This is a genomic window from Pseudoalteromonas sp. MEBiC 03485 (genome assembly GCF_004195145.1).
Classification (GTDB): domain Bacteria; phylum Pseudomonadota; class Gammaproteobacteria; order Enterobacterales; family Alteromonadaceae; genus Pseudoalteromonas; species Pseudoalteromonas apostichopi.
Map to the genome: position 1 here is coordinate 2,534,120 of NZ_SGBT01000001.1, position 14,506 is coordinate 2,548,625.

Genomic DNA, 14,506 nt, shown 5'->3' on the forward strand with positions numbered 1-14,506 from the left:
TAAATGCTCCATATCAGATTTTATTGTTCTTCAATCAGTAATTTCTTATTAATTAACCAAACAGTTTACGCCTAACTACTGTGCGATATTCACTTGGTGTTTGTGAAAGCACTTTCTTAAATACCCTTGTTAAATGACCTTGGTCGTTATATCCGACTTCTAGTGCTACCTCTTGAATAGATAAATTTGATGAGGCTAATAACTCTTTTGCCGTTTGAACACGCAGCTGTTGCCAATATTCAACGGGTGTTTGGCTGGTGGCTTGACGAAAGCGGCGTGTAAAGGTGCGGTAGCTTAAACTAAATTGCGCCGCAATTTCTTGCAGGGTCAGTTCGGAGGTTAAATTGTTTTTCAGCCAAAATTGAATTTGCGCAATAAGTTCATCAGGGTGCTTATCAACCGCACCTTCTAGATAACGTTGATCTTCATAGGGCTTACGAATCTCATGAGAGAAATTACGTTCAACATGTTGCGCTGCTGCTCGACCATAATATTGGCTAATAATATGGACTATAACGTCTGCAAGGGCATTTAAACTGGCAACTGTATACATACGCTCAGATTGAGTAATAAAAAAGTCAGGTTTAAGCTGCACTTTAGGGTAGTCACGTTTAAATTGCTCTGCGTAATGCCAGTGGGTGGTAGCAGGGTGACCATCAAGTAATCCAGCCTCAGCAACTAAACAGTTGCCAGTACCTACACCAATGATATGACTGCCTTGCCGCCAAGAATCGCCAAGCCAGTCAACCAAGCTTTGCTGTTTGCTTACTACAGGTCGCGGGTTGCGCCAAATACCAGGGACAATAATTAACTCACTAGCTGGCGCTGAGGCAGTTTCGCAATCGGGCATTATTGCTAGCCCCGTGCGGTTGGGGATCGCTTTTATGCTAGTTGCTACTAAGTTGATGTTGAGAGGTTTAAATTCGTTATGCTGATGATGGCTTTTGGCAAAGGCCTCGCCGGCTCTAAGCATTTCTATAGGTAAGGTTAAACTAGTTATTAGTAAGTGTGGATAAACCAAAATACTAATTTCTATGGCTTTTTGATGTTGAAGTTTCGTCACTGAAATTGCTCCGACCAGTTGTTTTTGGCCTTTTATGCAGGTTATTTGGCTATTTAAGCATAAAGTGTATTAGTTAATCCATTTAAACTTGGTTTAATTCTCATAACACGTTTTCTCAAGGTTTTTTATGACAGCATTACCCGTTATTGTTGGTATGGGTGGTATTAATGCCGCTGGCCGCACTTCTTTTCATCAAGGTTATCGTCGTATCGTGTTAGACAGCTTGGACGCTAAAGCCCGTCAGGAGACATTTTTAGGCTTAGCGACTTTAATGAACTTAGTCACCCTTACTGAAGGTGTACTTAAAGATGCTCAAGGCAATACAGTTGCTGAAAAAGATATCGAAGCTAAGTTCGGTGAACAAATTTTAGCTGGCACACTTATTCGCAAAATTGAAAAAAATCACTTCGATGTTGATGCGACTCCGTGGCAGCAAAAAATGACGTTAACAGCGTCAGATGAACAACAAATAGTTTTTGAAACGCGTCGCCGTGATTTACCAACCCCTGTACCTAGTAGCTGGCACATTGAGGAGTTGAGCGATAAAAAAGTAAAAGTAACTATTAGTGCTGATCTTGCTATTAAACATGACAGTACCCGCGATAATCCAATTAAAGCGGCGGGTCAACTACCGACAGGTTTCGAACCTTCAGCTATGTATAACAGCCGCTACCAGCCTAGAGGTCTGCAAGCAACTATCTTTGCTGCAACTGATGCAATTCGTTCGACTGGTCTGCCGTGGCAGCAGGTAATGAACAGTGTTGAGCCTGATCAAATTGGTACTTACTCAGCCTCTGTTGCTGGCCAAGTTGATGATGAAGGTTTTGGTGGTTTGATTCGTGCGCGTCAACAAGGTGATCGCGTTAGTACAAAACAGCTTGCACTTGGCTTAAACACCATGTCGACCGACTTTATCAATGCTTATGTAACAGGTAACGTGGGTACGACCTTTACCACATCAGGCGCGTGTGCCACGTTTTTATATAACCTACGTGCTGCTGTAAACGATATTCAAGCAGGTCGCACGCGAGTAGCGATTGTGGCATCAGTAGAGTGTGCTATTACGCCAGAAATTGTTGAAGGCTTTGGTAATATGAGCGCACTTGCAAATGAAGAGGGCCTAAAGCGCCTTGATAATTCAGAAGTCGTTGATCATCGCCGTACAAGCCGTCCATTTGGTGAAAACTGTGGCTTTACAATTGGTGAAGGTGCACAGGTTGCTATCTTAATGGATGATGCATTGGCATTAGAGTTAGGTGCTGATGTGTTAGGTAGCGTTGCGGATGTGTTCGTAAATGCTGATGGAATTAAAAAATCAATCACAGCACCGGGCCCTGGTAACTATATTACAATGGCAAAATCTGTTGCACTAGCTAGTGGTATTGTTGGTCAAGAAGCGGTACAAAAACGTAGCTTTATATTGGCTCACGGCTCAAGCACGCCTCAAAACCGCGTAACAGAATCATTAATTTACCATAAGGTAGCACAGACATTTGCTATTGATAATTGGAAGATTGCAGCTCCTAAAGCGTATGTTGGGCATACTATTGCTCCAGCCAGTGGTGATCAATTAGCCATGGCATTAGGCGTGTTTAGTCATAACATTATGCCAGGGATTACTACAATCGATAAAGTGGCTGATGACGTTTATAGCGAGCATTTAGATATTCGCACAGAACATTATCAATGTGATGCAATGGACATTGCATTTATTAATTCAAAAGGGTTTGGTGGTAACAACGCAACGGCGACTGTTTTATCCCCAGCAATTACATTGCAAATGCTAGCAAAGCGTCATGGTGATGTGGTTATGGCGAAATATCAGGATCGTCATACTCAAGTAGCTCAAGCTCAAGCTGATTACCAACAACAGGCTGATTTAGGTCATTATGAGCTTATTTATCGCTTTGGTGACGGCTTAATTGATGAAAATGACATCAAAATTTGCCAAGATTCAATGACAATCCCAGGTTTTGATAAAAAGGTTTTATTATCAAAATCAAACCCTTATGCGGACATGTTTTAAGATCAAGACTTGTTTAAGCACATTCTTGACAGCAAGGCGCTTTTAAAGCGCCTTTTTTAGTGCTATAAATGTTCCTATCAAAGGGAATTGGAGCAATTACTCATGATTAAATTTACTAAACTCGCTGTACTTTGTTCACTTATCGCATTACCAACACAGGCTTTAGCAAGAGACGTCAATGATTTAGGTGTTGATGTTCAAGCAGCAACTTCCGCCTATATCGTAAAAAATACAAATCCGCGTTATCCAGGTAGTTATAATGGCTCTCGTTTAGAGGGCTGGGCTTTAATGTCTTATGTAGTGGACAAACAAGGTAAAGCCAAAGATATCGAAGTGATTATGGCATCTGATACTCGTGGTAGTGAAGAAAACGCAGAGAAATATTTAACGAACTTAGAATTTGCACCCGCGACTAAAAAAGGTGAAACAGTTGAAGGTGGTTATCTGTTTTCTTTTGAAGTAGGTAAGTATTTTAATGGCTACTCAAATGATAAGGCTAGCCGTGGTTTTATCAATGAGTACGATGAAATCAATAAAATGCTGCAAGCAAAGGAATTTAAAAAAGCTGAGCAAGCACTAGCCAAGCTATATAAAGATCACACTAAAAACACCTCTGAACAGGCGTTATTTGCATGGCTAAAAAGCCAATTTTTTTACCATCAACAACAATGGTTTGGCTTTGATGAGCAGCTGTCTATTGCCTATTTACTACGAAATAAGTTGCCAACAGATATACAGTATTTAGTCGCTAAAAGCGCTTTACAATGGTACAGCTTTAAGGGTGACTTCAATCTTGCTTACAACGCCATTGATGCGTTAGATAATATTGAAGGAAAAGAGTTTTCAGAAGAAAACAAACTTGCCACAATTAAGCAAATTGATGACTTATTAGCTCGTACTCCGCAGATCAATTCACAAATTAATGTCTCAAAGGATAAGCTTTCATATTTGTCATTATCTCGTGGTTCTATCAAGATAGAGGGCGCACGTGATGTATCTAAATTACAGATCCGTTGTGCTGATCAAGTAATAGACCTTGAAGCAAATGATTCAGTGAGTTATGTGCTTGATGAACAAAGCCGACGCTGCGGTTTATTAGTTAAATCTACAAATTCTGCTGAGATTAAAGTAAAACAAACTGGTTATGCTATTGTTAATTCAAAATATGATGCCAGTTAATTGTTTACTTTAAACGCTTTACATATCTTAGCGTTACGAAGTTAATTAATGCCATTAGAAAGGCGATTTCGTAACGACTAAATGCCACAGCAATGCCAATAAGTCCCATGTTCCAAATACTGGCTGCTGTGGCTGTTCCATAAGTAGAGTTTTTGTTCTTCAAAATGGCGCCACCGCCAATAAAACCAATACCCGTGATAATCCCTTCGAGTACTTTTGACTCAGCCTCTGAGCTAGTTAAAACAGACATTCCAACTAATGCATAGCCACAAGATGCAACAGCAACTAATGGAAAAGTTCGAAGACCTGCACCATTACTCGTTTTTTCTCGATCAAATGCCATGGGTAGGGCAAGTAAGTAGGCAATCCCCAGGTGCATTAGGTTATCGAGGATCTCGTGCCAATCAAGATTAAAGTCCATAATCAATTCCTTTTTGTTAATAGCCGAGTGTTGCAATTTCAATACCCGATCAGCAAATTAATTAAAATGAGGAAACTAGGGACATGTAGCCGGGTTTTTAAAAGTAGAGCTTGATATAATTTGCGATTTTTACGCACTACTGTGTCATTTTTTCAGTCTTTTGGCTGTTTGAAATTTCAGCATACAGACAGTATGCTAAACACGCTAAATAAATAGGCTTCAGTTTGAAACATACAACCTCATCTCTTGAAAAAACTGCTCTCGCATTGTGTATCTTAGGTGCGCTCATTGCTGTAATTTTGCCTAGTTTTATCACTGAACAAGTACAGCCTTTTGTAAAAACGGTTTTAGATTGGATTGGGAGTAGTTTTTTCTTAATGGTGAATTTTTTATTGTTCGCCATCATAATTTTAGCTATTAGTCCATTAGGCAGCCGTAAAGTAGGTGGGCAAGATGCTGTTGTTGAGTATTCTAACTTTGGCTGGTTTGCTATGTTATTTGCTGCGGGAATGGGCTCTGGCCTAGTTTTTTGGGGAGTTGCGGAGCCTGCTTTACATTCGCTTGACCCGCCCCTTAAACAAAGCTTATATCCAGATAGATTAGCCAGTAGCTTGGCGCTAACATTAGTTAATTGGGGGGCTCATGCTTGGGCACTTTATGCGGTATTTGCTTTAGTGCTTGGTGGGTTAACTCAATATAGTGGTAAGTCTGGTGATATTTGTTCGCCTGTTCTTACTGCAGTAGGTAACAGGTTTGATAAATCAACAAAATTTACAGTCTCTTTTATTGTAAAATTAATTGCTGTTCTCGCGATATTTTTTGGTGTAGTTGGCACTATAGCAAATTCAACTCTGTTGATAAGTAAAGGGGTTGAGATAGAGTTGGGAGTTACTTCTACTTTATTAGTTGGCTCATTAATCGTTTGTTTATTAACAGTTATATATTCGCTATCAGTAAAGTTTGGTTTACGTCGCGGCGTACAATCACTAAGCATTTTCAATGTGATTTTGGCATTCAGTTTGTTGGTCTGGTTATTAACAGTGGTGCCGATTGAGCCAATTATAAAAATTGCTCTAGATGGAACTGGCTATTATTTACAGCTACTAGTAACTGGAACTTGGCAATTTGATAGCCAATTAAAAGCGCCGGATTGGGCCACTCATTGGACATATAACTATTACTTTTGGTGGTTAGCCTGGGGTCCATTTGTTGGTGTTTTTTTAGCCAAAATAAGTCAGGGGCGTAAGGTTTGGCAATTTATTTTTGCGGTTGTGTGTATTCCTACTTTAGTGACTATTATTTGGTTTGCGACCTTTTCTGGGGCAGCAATTGAATGGGATAGACTCAATCAAGCGGGTATTTTAGTAGCGATAAAACAAGATTACAGCCAAGGATTATTTGTCTTTTTTAATCAATTAGGTTGGCAAGGAACCGTGTTTATTTGGGCTAGTTTGTTATTACTATTGATATTTGTTGCAACATCAGCTGACTCTGCAATTTTAGTCATAAGGGAACTTGTAGGAGCTGATCCTAGCAATCGAGTGACCCTTTACACTTGGTGTTTGGCATTATTCTTATGCAGCTTGGCTCTTTTACTTTTACAAGATGAGCCATTAAATCGAAGCGTTGCAATTTTAGGCGCTTTACCTTTCTTATTAATATTCCTATTGCAGTTAGTTGGGTTTCTAAAAGAGTTTATTCGCGATATTTGTGATTAATTTACAGTTTTTTACAGTTAAATTATGCATTTGTCATTATGCTTATAAAATAAGCTTAAGTGTATTGGAGGACCGATGCTTAAATTTTTGTATGTGATGCTACCTTTTAGTTTACTTAGTGGCTGTACAGCCGTTGGCCTAGTGGCAGATGGTATTGGCGGGGCCTCTAGCCAAGCACAGCCTGCAAGCGCCTATGCAGATAAAAAAGATAATGACCGAGTTAACTATGGCATGACCATGACAATGCTAGGTTACGAAATCGACAAGGCGATTATTGAAGGTCTAGAGAATGGTAGCAAAGGTAAAGATGTTGAGCTTAAATGTCGTCAAATAAGTCGCGCAGTAAATGAATGTGTTGAGGTTCAAGCTGAGCCGAAAAAAAGACCTACATTAATGGATAGTTTTAATAATGAAGATTAACTTCTCAAAACTTGTTATTTGCTTTGTTAGCTACCAATTAGTGGGGTGTACAGTGGCGGGGTCAATAGTAGATGGCTATGCAAAAAACTCACAACCAACAAACCTTGCAACCACAAATGCAAATCAAACTAACAGCACAGTAACGGACTCTGAGGGCTTTTCATTTGCAAAGTTAGGCTTTGAAATTGATAGCGCTGTAATAGGTTTACTCGAACCAAAAGAGGAACAACCAAAGTTAGTTTGCAGGCAAATCACACGAAGTATTAAAGAGTGTGAGGAAGCTAAGCCCTCACACTAAAAATTAGATATTAATCACAGATACTTTTGATGAAACATTAGGTGTTCGTCAATAAAGCTACTGATAAAGAAGTAACTATGATCATAACCTGCGTGCATGTTAATTTCGGCTGGATAATCTTTCTCATTCACGACAGCAAATATGTTCTCTGTTTTGAGTTGCTCAGTTAAGAAGTTATCGGCCTCACCTTGATCAATGCGAATCGGTAAATAATCATCAGCGACGGCTTTTTTCATTAACTCACAACTGTCGTATTCCAGCCAACTTGCTTTATCATTACCTAGGTAATTGCTAAACGCTTTTTCACCCCAAGGGCAATTAATCGGGTTAACAATCGGGCTAAAAGCACTGGCGCTGACGTATTGTTTCGGGTTTTTGAGTGCAATCATCAATGCGCCGTGACCACCCATAGAATGACCGGCAATGGCTTTTTTAGTCGTCACAGGGAAGTGTGCTTCAATAAGTGCCGGTAATTCAGACACAACATAGTCGTACATGTTGTAATGGACATTGTAAGGTGCTTGAGTAGCATTTACATAAAAGCCTGCACCTTGACCAAAATCGTAGTTTTCATCGTCAGGAACATTATCACCACGCGGGCTAGTATCTGGAGCGACAATCGCAATACCCAGTTCAGCCGCTTTTTTAAATGCCCCGGCTTTTTGCATAAAGTTTTCATCGGTACAGGTTAAACCTGACAACCAGTACATCACTGGCACTTTATTCGTTTCGCTGGCACCGGGTGGTAAAAATATCGCAAAGCGCATAGCACAATGTGTACTGGTAGCTTGGTGGGTATATTGTTTATGCCAGCCACCGCTGACTTTTGTTGAGCTTATGTTTTCTAGCATAACCAAATCCTTGAAACAAAGGCGCTAGGCATTAACCTAACGCCAAATTAAAAGATTAATAATGAATAACTGAGCGGATGCTCTTACCTTCGTGCATTAAGTCGAAAGCTTCATTGATATCTTCAAGTTTCATGGTGTGTGTGATGAAATCATTTAACGCAAACTCACCATTCATATAGCGCTCAACAATCTCTGGTAGTTCAGAGCGACCTTTAACACCACCAAACGCACTACCGCGCCATACTCGACCTGTTACCAGTTGGAATGGGCGTGTCGAGATCTCTTGGCCTGCACCTGCAACACCAATAATCACTGATTCACCCCAACCTTTGTGGCAACACTCAAGGGCAGAGCGCATTACATTAACGTTACCGATACATTCAAATGAGAAATCAACACCACCGTCAGTCATTTCAACGATGACTTCTTGAATTGGTTTGTCGTAGTCATTTGGATTGATTAAATCAGTTGCGCCTAATTTAGTAGCAAGATCAAACTTACTTGTGTTGATATCAACACCAATAATACGGCCTGCGCCAGCCATTTTCGCACCGATAATCGCCGATAAACCAATGCCGCCTAGACCAAAAATAGCAACAGTATCGCCTTTTTGAACTTTTGCAGTTTTAGTTACAGCGCCCATACCAGTTGTTACACCACAACCAAGTAAACAAATTTCTTCAAGCGGGGCTTCTTTGCTTACTTTAGCTAGTGAAATCTCAGGTAATACAGTGTACTCAGAGAAAGTAGAGCAACCCATGTAGTGATAAATTGGTTGACCATCTTTATAGAAACGCGTCGTGCCATCTGGCATTAAACCTTTGCCTTGCGTTTCACGTACCGCAGAGCATAAATTTGTTTTACCAGATTTACACATCTTACACTCGCCACATTCAGCAGTATAAAGAGGAATAACATGATCGCCTACTTCAACATGTGTGACGCCTTCGCCTACAGCTTCAACAATACCGCCGCCTTCATGGCCAAGGATTGCTGGGAAAATACCTTCAGGATCTTCACCAGATAAAGTAAATGCATCTGTGTGACAAACACCTGTAGCAACAATCTTTACAAGCACTTCGCCTTTTTTAGGCATCATTACATCCACTTCTTCAATTGATAGTGGTTGATTTGGACCCCAAGCGATAGCCGCTTTTGATTTAATAAAATCAGTCATAACGTTCCCTTATAGTTGTTGGAAGTAAGTATTAAACCTAGTCTATTTTATTTATTTCTCAATGAATGATAATCTTCGTTTTATTAAAACACTTTTACAGTATGGTAATAATGAATCGTTGGCACGGAATTGATGAATTTTTAGCGGTAGCAGAAACGGGCAGTTTTACCAAAGCAAGTAAACTTCTGGGTATGTCGGTGGCCCATGTAAGCCGATATGTGAGTCAATTAGAAGAGCGATTAAACACACAATTGCTAACCCGTACGACCCGTAAAGTGGTGCTAACGCAAGAGGGGCAGGTGTTTGCGCATCAAACAAAGCAATTACAGCATGCCATGGATGATGCCACGGCACTGCTTGCTGAGCAGCAACTGACACCAAAAGGCAGTATAAAGCTAACAGCCCCAGTGATGTACGGTGAAAGTTTTATCATGCCTGCAGTACATTCGTTTATGCAAAAACACCCAGATATTGAAGTGATCAGCCATTTAAGTAATGAACAAGTCAATCTATTAGAAGATGGGTATGACCTAGCAATTCGGCTCGGTCATTTAAAGGATTCATCCTTGAAAGCACGGCGTATTAGTCAGCGCAGGCTTGTTATTTGCTGTAGCCCTGAATATATAAATAAATTTGGCCAACCACATAGTGTTAGTGAATTACATCAGCATAATTGCCTGATTGGAAATAACAGTTACTGGCGGGTAAAAGAGCAAGGCCAAGATAAGCATATAAAAGTGGCTGGGCGGTTAGCATGTAACAGCGGTTGGGCATTGGTTGACGCTGCTATGAAAGGGTTGGGTATCGTGCAACTACCGGATTACTATGTTAATGAACACCTAGCCAGTGGCAAGTTGACCGCTGTACTTTCAAATGTTGCACCCGCACCTGAAGGTGTATGGGGTGTTTATCCACCTAGGCAGTTTATAGCAACCAATGTAAAAGCATTACTAGACCATTTGGTTGCTACTGTTCAAGTATCAGATTTATAATTATTTTTTACAATTTCGCGCATCCCATGCTAGCTAAATCTGTGCTAACATGAGCGCATATTTAGCCCTTGGAATATCCATAACTTATTATGTTTCAACCTGTTAGCCTTTTTATAGGGCTGAGATATAGTCGCTCCTCAAAGGGTAATGCCTTTATCTCATTTATTTCATTTTTCTCTATTGCGGGCATTGCTATTGGCTTAATGGCCTTGTTTACAGTCAGTTCAGTAATGAATGGCTTTGAAAATAACCTGAAAACCAACATGCTTGGATTAATTCCCCATATCGAAGTATCTGCTGATGATAACTCGAAAGAAACCATGCTGCAGTTAAAGCAGCAACTAGAAAACTCTCAAGATATTAAACAAGTTAACCTTTATCGTCATGGTGAAGCTATTTTACAAACTAACCAAGATTTGCACGGCGTATTGTTACAAGGGCTCTATGATGAAGGAAGCTCCCTCTATAACGTAAAGGATAAAATTGTTGCCGGTAATTGGTCACAAGTAATGGATAGCAACTACCATATTGCTATTAGCCGCTATTTGAGCCGAAAATTAGGCATTTCGCTCGGGGATAAAGTACGGGTGATTATGCCTAATGCGAGTTCATATACCCCCCTAGGTCGAGTACCTAGCCAGCGCTTGTTTACCGTTGGCGCTCTTTATGAAACGCAATCAGAAATCGATATGTCATTGGCATTTACTAGTGGTTATTCGTTAGGCCGGGTTTTAAAGCTGGCAAAATCAGCGGCACCAAACTTAAGTGTTTCGCTTTATGAACCATTTGCTGTTGAGCAAGTTTTGCAATCTCAGTCAGCTATTTTAAATGATTACACAGTGGCTGATTGGCGAGCTAGCCAAGGGACACTATTTGCTGCTGTGGCGATGGAAAAGCGTATTATGTCGATGTTACTTGGCTTAATCGTGCTCGTTGCGGTGTTTAATATAGTTTCAGCATTAACCATGATGGTCAGTGAGAAGCAAAGTGAAGTAGCTATTTTACAAACACTGGGTTTAACCCCGTTACAAGTGCAGCATGTTTTTATGATCCAAGGCTTATATAACGGTCTGATCGGTACCAGCATTGGTGCGTTACTTGGTGTGCTATTAAGTAGCAACATTAATGAATTATTAAATATGTTAGGCATCAATTTATTAGCGGGTGTGAGTTTACCAGTTAAATTTGATGTTATGAGTTTGAGTCTAATTGCTGCAGGGAGTATTGCGATGAGCTTTTTAGCTACTTTGTATCCTGCCAGAAAAGCTGCAAAAGTGAATCCAGCAGAGGTATTACGTTATGAGTGATTTAGTTATCAATTGTCAGCAGCTGAACAAAGTTTATCAAGATGGCGATAACGAGGTTGCGGTATTAAAAGGGGTTGATTTAACACTTAAACAAGGCGAAATGTTAGCTGTTGTAGGTAGCTCTGGCTCAGGCAAAAGTACTTTATTGCATATATTAGGCACCTTGGATAACGAAAGTTCAGGCAAGGTTGAAATTAAAGGTCAGCAGGTTTCTAAATTAAATCGAAAACAACAAGCCAGTTTCCGGAATGAAAATTTAGGCTTTATTTATCAATTCCATCATCTATTAATGGAATTTACTGCGATTGAAAATGTTGCTATGCCACTCTTAATTAAAGGTTTAAGTGCAGTCGATGCAACGGAAAAAGCGCATAACATGCTAGATAAAGTAGGCTTGTCTCATCGCAGCGAACATAAACCATCGGCTTTATCAGGTGGTGAGAGGCAGCGGGTTGCAATCGCACGTGCATTAGTAACAGAGCCTGCTTTGGTGCTTGCCGATGAACCAACGGGTAACCTAGATAAACAAAACGCTATTAAGATTTACGACTTAATTAAAGAGTTAAATACCAGCTTAAAAACCAGTTTTGTAGTGGTAACTCATGATTTAGAGCTTGCAGATAAACTCGGCAAAATTGCTTATTTAGATGATGGTAAGCTTGCAATTAAAGAGTCTCAGCATGTTGCTTAGTGCCTTTATTTCAAAACGATTCCGCGCTCATAGCGGACAAAAAGACGGACAAAATGGCTTTGTTAGCTTTATAGCTAAAGCTTCGACGATTGGCATACTTTTAGGAGTAGCCGTCTTAATTGTTGCTCTTTCAGTTATTAATGGCTTTGAGCAGCAATTAGTGCATCGGCTTTTATCGGTTGTACCACAGGTTGAATATGTCGCGCCAAATAAACCAATCAATAACTGGCAATCAAAAATTGCGCTACTTCGCTCTCAAACCGGTGTAACAGGTGCTGCACCCTTTATTAGTGTTAATGGTATGGCGCAATATAAAAGTGAGTTAAAAGCGGTTGAAGTGCGCGGTGTTAGCCCTGAATTTGAAAATCAGGTGTCGGCATTAAACCAATTTACAGAAGGGCGCTTAGTTAGCCAGTTACAACAAGAAGATGTGCTTTTAGGACAACAAATAGTAAACCGATTAGGTCTTAAAATTGGCGATCCAGTTACCTTATTAATCCCACAGATAAACCAGCAAAGTAACACTTTACTGGCTCCAAAACGCGTGAGCTTGAATCTGGCTGGTATTATTAAAATGGGCGGTCCAATAGATGAAACCGCGGCTTTTATTCGTCTAGACAAAGCGCAAAATGTGCTGAGCTTTAATGAAAACCAAGTAACCGGCTTACGATTACAAGTGGCCGATGTGTTCGCCGCCCATCAAACAGCGATGCGTGTTGGGCAAGTTATTCCAGATTATGTTTATGTCTCTAGTTGGTTTCGAACGCAGGGAAGCTTATATCAAGATATTCAAATGGTTCGTACCATTGTGTATATCGTGGTGTTTTTAATAATTGCGGTAGCGAGTTTCAATATTGTTTCGTCTCTAGTGATGGAAGTACGTGAGAAACAGGCAAATATTGCGATTTTAAAAACCATGGGCGCACAAGATAGTACCATTTTAGCGACCTTTGTTATGCAAGGTTTTACACAAGCCTTAATAGGTGTGATTTTGGGCACGATTATCGGTGTGATGCTAGCATTAAATATTAGTGAACTGTTCACTTGGGTAAGTAACTTATTTGGTGATAACCCGTTACAAGGCGTGTATTTTATCGAGTTTTTACCAAGCAAATTAGTATGGCAAGATATCGTTATCACCGTGATTGTCACCTTTGTCCTCGCAATTTTGGCAACACTTTACCCGGCGTGGCAAGCAACCCGGGTAGACCCTGCAAAAGTACTTGGTAACTAAAGAAATTCAAGCTTGGACAAGCATTAGATTATTGATTTTTGGTTTCATGAATTTGGCCCTAAAGGTTGGTATTAACAATCTGATGAAGTTGATGCATTAATTAAGCGTTAGTTTTCATAATGTCTTTTGCAGGTTAGCTGGCGAGCATGCTGATTAGTGAATATATGCGCTAGGCTATTAGCTGAAATCATCGTGTTAGCTCAGTTTTCACGCGGTATTGACCGTGAAACAGCGAAAGCGTTTAGCCAAGATCCGTAAGCGCTAAGCTTAGCGCAAAGAGCTATCGAACTAGGTTTTGATATATAACTTGAAAGCTCACAAGTAGCGTTTTTTATATGCTTTTTATGCACAGTGAATCGAAAGTCATTCATCAGCAGGCTGAGCAATTGTTTAAAGGCATGAGTAATTATGAGTTTGAACTAAAGCACAAAGTTATTATTGATAGGTTTGGTCGTTACCCACACCGCAACACAATTTTAGGTCGAGAATCAACAATTGAAGAGCTGCAATTTTAAACTGTGCCTAACTCTTCATTCTGAGTTGGCTGAATAATACTCAAGTAAATTAAAATGCCTTTTGATTGCCCGTAAACACTTGCACAGCGCCATTTTAAACCTTAAAGTGTCAGAAATGTTGTAAAAGAGTAACCACCATGGAACAAAAACAAGCAAGACCATTAACACCAGAAGAACAAGCCGAAGCGCAAAAACAAAGTGTTATTTGGCAAAGAGAATGTTTCCAAAATGCACAAAAGCATCTAGCAGAAAAAGGGGTTATCCCGCAAACTGTTGTTGAGAAAGAAAGTCGTTTCATTGCGCCTTTAGTGGCAATTTGGAAATTTAAAGCACAAAACGGTAAAAGCTATTGGGTGATCACGGGTCGCTTACCGACTGATCACGCTGAAGCAAGCGCAGCAACTAATGCACGTGAAGTATTACGTTATTTTTCAATGCAGTGGCAATTGAAGGCTGATCAGCTAATGCAATCAGGGGCCGTAGACAAAACCAAAGTTGATTTTGCGAATTTGCTAATCAATCGTGCTCATGGCTTATATGAGTTGTTTGAAAAAGAAGAAATGTGGCAAAACGAGCCAGCATAACTGACTTTACAAACTTACTAATAAAAAAGC

General features: G+C 40.1%; 15 protein-coding genes. 11 read left to right on the plus strand and 4 right to left on the minus strand.

What is annotated here, in order from left to right:
• Positions 1-52: 52 nt before the first annotated feature.
• Positions 53-1,063: a helix-turn-helix domain-containing protein gene (locus EVU92_RS11675; protein ID WP_130051366.1), complete on the minus strand. Its 1,011-nt coding sequence runs from the start codon at positions 1,061-1,063 to the stop codon at positions 53-55.
• 127 nt (positions 1,064-1,190) lie between these two features.
• Here EVU92_RS11675 and EVU92_RS11680 point away from each other — a divergent pair, with 127 nt between their 5' ends.
• Both EVU92_RS11680 and EVU92_RS11685 read left to right on the plus strand, forming a co-directional pair.
• On the plus strand, positions 1,191-3,089 hold the full coding sequence (locus EVU92_RS11680; protein ID WP_130051367.1) for a beta-ketoacyl synthase: 1,899 nt from the start codon (positions 1,191-1,193) through the stop codon (positions 3,087-3,089).
• 102 nt (positions 3,090-3,191) lie between these two features.
• Positions 3,192-4,268 (plus strand): energy transducer TonB, encoded by a 1,077-nt coding sequence (locus EVU92_RS11685; protein ID WP_130051368.1) that lies wholly within the window; start codon positions 3,192-3,194, stop codon positions 4,266-4,268.
• Between the two features lie 4 nt (positions 4,269-4,272).
• Here EVU92_RS11685 and EVU92_RS11690 read toward each other — a convergent pair whose 3' ends face one another.
• Entirely contained in the window at positions 4,273-4,689 is a 417-nt protein-coding gene (locus tag EVU92_RS11690; RefSeq protein ID WP_130051369.1) for an MgtC/SapB family protein, read from the minus strand.
• A 224-nt stretch (positions 4,690-4,913) separates the two neighbouring features.
• Between EVU92_RS11690 and EVU92_RS11695 the strand changes: the two genes are divergently transcribed.
• From EVU92_RS11695 to EVU92_RS11705, 3 genes are all read left to right on the plus strand, one after another.
• On the plus strand, positions 4,914-6,407 hold the full coding sequence (locus EVU92_RS11695) for a BCCT family transporter (RefSeq protein WP_240701310.1): 1,494 nt from the start codon (positions 4,914-4,916) through the stop codon (positions 6,405-6,407).
• A 75-nt stretch (positions 6,408-6,482) separates the two neighbouring features.
• Complete coding sequence (locus EVU92_RS11700; protein ID WP_130051371.1) at positions 6,483-6,827, plus strand: hypothetical protein; 345 nt, start codon at positions 6,483-6,485, stop codon at positions 6,825-6,827.
• A gap of 52 nt (positions 6,828-6,879) precedes the next feature.
• Positions 6,880-7,125: a hypothetical protein gene (locus tag EVU92_RS11705; protein WP_130051372.1), complete on the plus strand. Its 246-nt coding sequence runs from the start codon at positions 6,880-6,882 to the stop codon at positions 7,123-7,125.
• Positions 7,126-7,139: 14 nt separating this feature from the next.
• Here EVU92_RS11705 and fghA read toward each other — a convergent pair whose 3' ends face one another.
• A complete protein-coding gene (gene fghA, locus EVU92_RS11710) occupies positions 7,140-7,976 on the minus strand; it encodes an S-formylglutathione hydrolase (RefSeq protein WP_130051373.1) in 837 nt (278 codons plus the stop codon).
• A 55-nt stretch (positions 7,977-8,031) separates the two neighbouring features.
• Entirely contained in the window at positions 8,032-9,153 is a 1,122-nt protein-coding gene (locus EVU92_RS11715) for an S-(hydroxymethyl)glutathione dehydrogenase/class III alcohol dehydrogenase (protein WP_130051374.1), read from the minus strand.
• Between the two features lie 110 nt (positions 9,154-9,263).
• On the opposite strand from EVU92_RS11715, the gene EVU92_RS11720 reads away from it, so the two are divergent.
• The 6 genes from EVU92_RS11720 to EVU92_RS11745 all read left to right on the plus strand — a co-directional run bounded on the left by EVU92_RS11720 (position 9,264) and on the right by EVU92_RS11745 (position 14,476).
• A complete protein-coding gene (locus tag EVU92_RS11720; RefSeq protein ID WP_130051375.1) occupies positions 9,264-10,145 on the plus strand; it encodes a LysR family transcriptional regulator in 882 nt (293 codons plus the stop codon).
• An 89-nt stretch (positions 10,146-10,234) separates the two neighbouring features.
• Positions 10,235-11,452 carry a lipoprotein-releasing ABC transporter permease subunit gene (locus EVU92_RS11725; protein WP_130051376.1) on the plus strand — a complete coding sequence of 406 codons (1,218 nt, stop codon included), beginning with the start codon at positions 10,235-10,237 and terminating at the stop codon, positions 11,450-11,452.
• A complete protein-coding gene (gene lolD, locus EVU92_RS11730; RefSeq protein ID WP_130051377.1) occupies positions 11,445-12,143 on the plus strand; it encodes a lipoprotein-releasing ABC transporter ATP-binding protein LolD in 699 nt (232 codons plus the stop codon). Before EVU92_RS11725 ends, lolD begins: the two co-directional genes overlap by 8 nt.
• Positions 12,133-13,377, plus strand: coding sequence for a lipoprotein-releasing ABC transporter permease subunit (locus tag EVU92_RS11735; protein WP_130051378.1), 1,245 nt, complete (start codon positions 12,133-12,135; stop codon positions 13,375-13,377). Before lolD ends, EVU92_RS11735 begins: the two co-directional genes overlap by 11 nt.
• A gap of 344 nt (positions 13,378-13,721) precedes the next feature.
• Entirely contained in the window at positions 13,722-13,892 is a 171-nt protein-coding gene (locus tag EVU92_RS21885; RefSeq protein ID WP_346654650.1) for a DUF924 family protein, read from the plus strand.
• Between the two features lie 137 nt (positions 13,893-14,029).
• Positions 14,030-14,476: a DUF4826 family protein gene (locus tag EVU92_RS11745; RefSeq protein ID WP_130051379.1), complete on the plus strand. Its 447-nt coding sequence runs from the start codon at positions 14,030-14,032 to the stop codon at positions 14,474-14,476.
• Positions 14,477-14,506: the final 30 nt, after the last annotated feature.

Bases quoted from the DNA above. Each gene is read 5' to 3' on its own strand.
- EVU92_RS11680 (WP_130051367.1), top strand. From the start codon at position 1,191: ATGACAGCATTACCCGTTATTGTTGGTATGGGTGGTATTAATGCCGCT.
- EVU92_RS11685 (WP_130051368.1), top strand. From the start codon at position 3,192: ATGATTAAATTTACTAAACTCGCTGTACTTTGTTCACTTATCGCATTA.
- EVU92_RS11690 (WP_130051369.1), bottom strand. From the start codon at position 4,689: ATGGACTTTAATCTTGATTGGCACGAGATCCTCGATAACCTAATGCAC.
- EVU92_RS11700 (WP_130051371.1), top strand. From the start codon at position 6,483: ATGCTTAAATTTTTGTATGTGATGCTACCTTTTAGTTTACTTAGTGGC.
- fghA (WP_130051373.1), bottom strand. From the start codon at position 7,976: ATGCTAGAAAACATAAGCTCAACAAAAGTCAGCGGTGGCTGGCATAAA.
- EVU92_RS11715 (WP_130051374.1), bottom strand. From the start codon at position 9,153: ATGACTGATTTTATTAAATCAAAAGCGGCTATCGCTTGGGGTCCAAAT.
- EVU92_RS11720 (WP_130051375.1), top strand. From the start codon at position 9,264: ATGAATCGTTGGCACGGAATTGATGAATTTTTAGCGGTAGCAGAAACG.
- EVU92_RS11725 (WP_130051376.1), top strand. From the start codon at position 10,235: ATGTTTCAACCTGTTAGCCTTTTTATAGGGCTGAGATATAGTCGCTCC.
- lolD (WP_130051377.1), top strand. From the start codon at position 11,445: ATGAGTGATTTAGTTATCAATTGTCAGCAGCTGAACAAAGTTTATCAA.
- EVU92_RS11735 (WP_130051378.1), top strand. From the start codon at position 12,133: ATGTTGCTTAGTGCCTTTATTTCAAAACGATTCCGCGCTCATAGCGGA.
- EVU92_RS21885 (WP_346654650.1), top strand. From the start codon at position 13,722: ATGCACAGTGAATCGAAAGTCATTCATCAGCAGGCTGAGCAATTGTTT.
- EVU92_RS11745 (WP_130051379.1), top strand. From the start codon at position 14,030: ATGGAACAAAAACAAGCAAGACCATTAACACCAGAAGAACAAGCCGAA.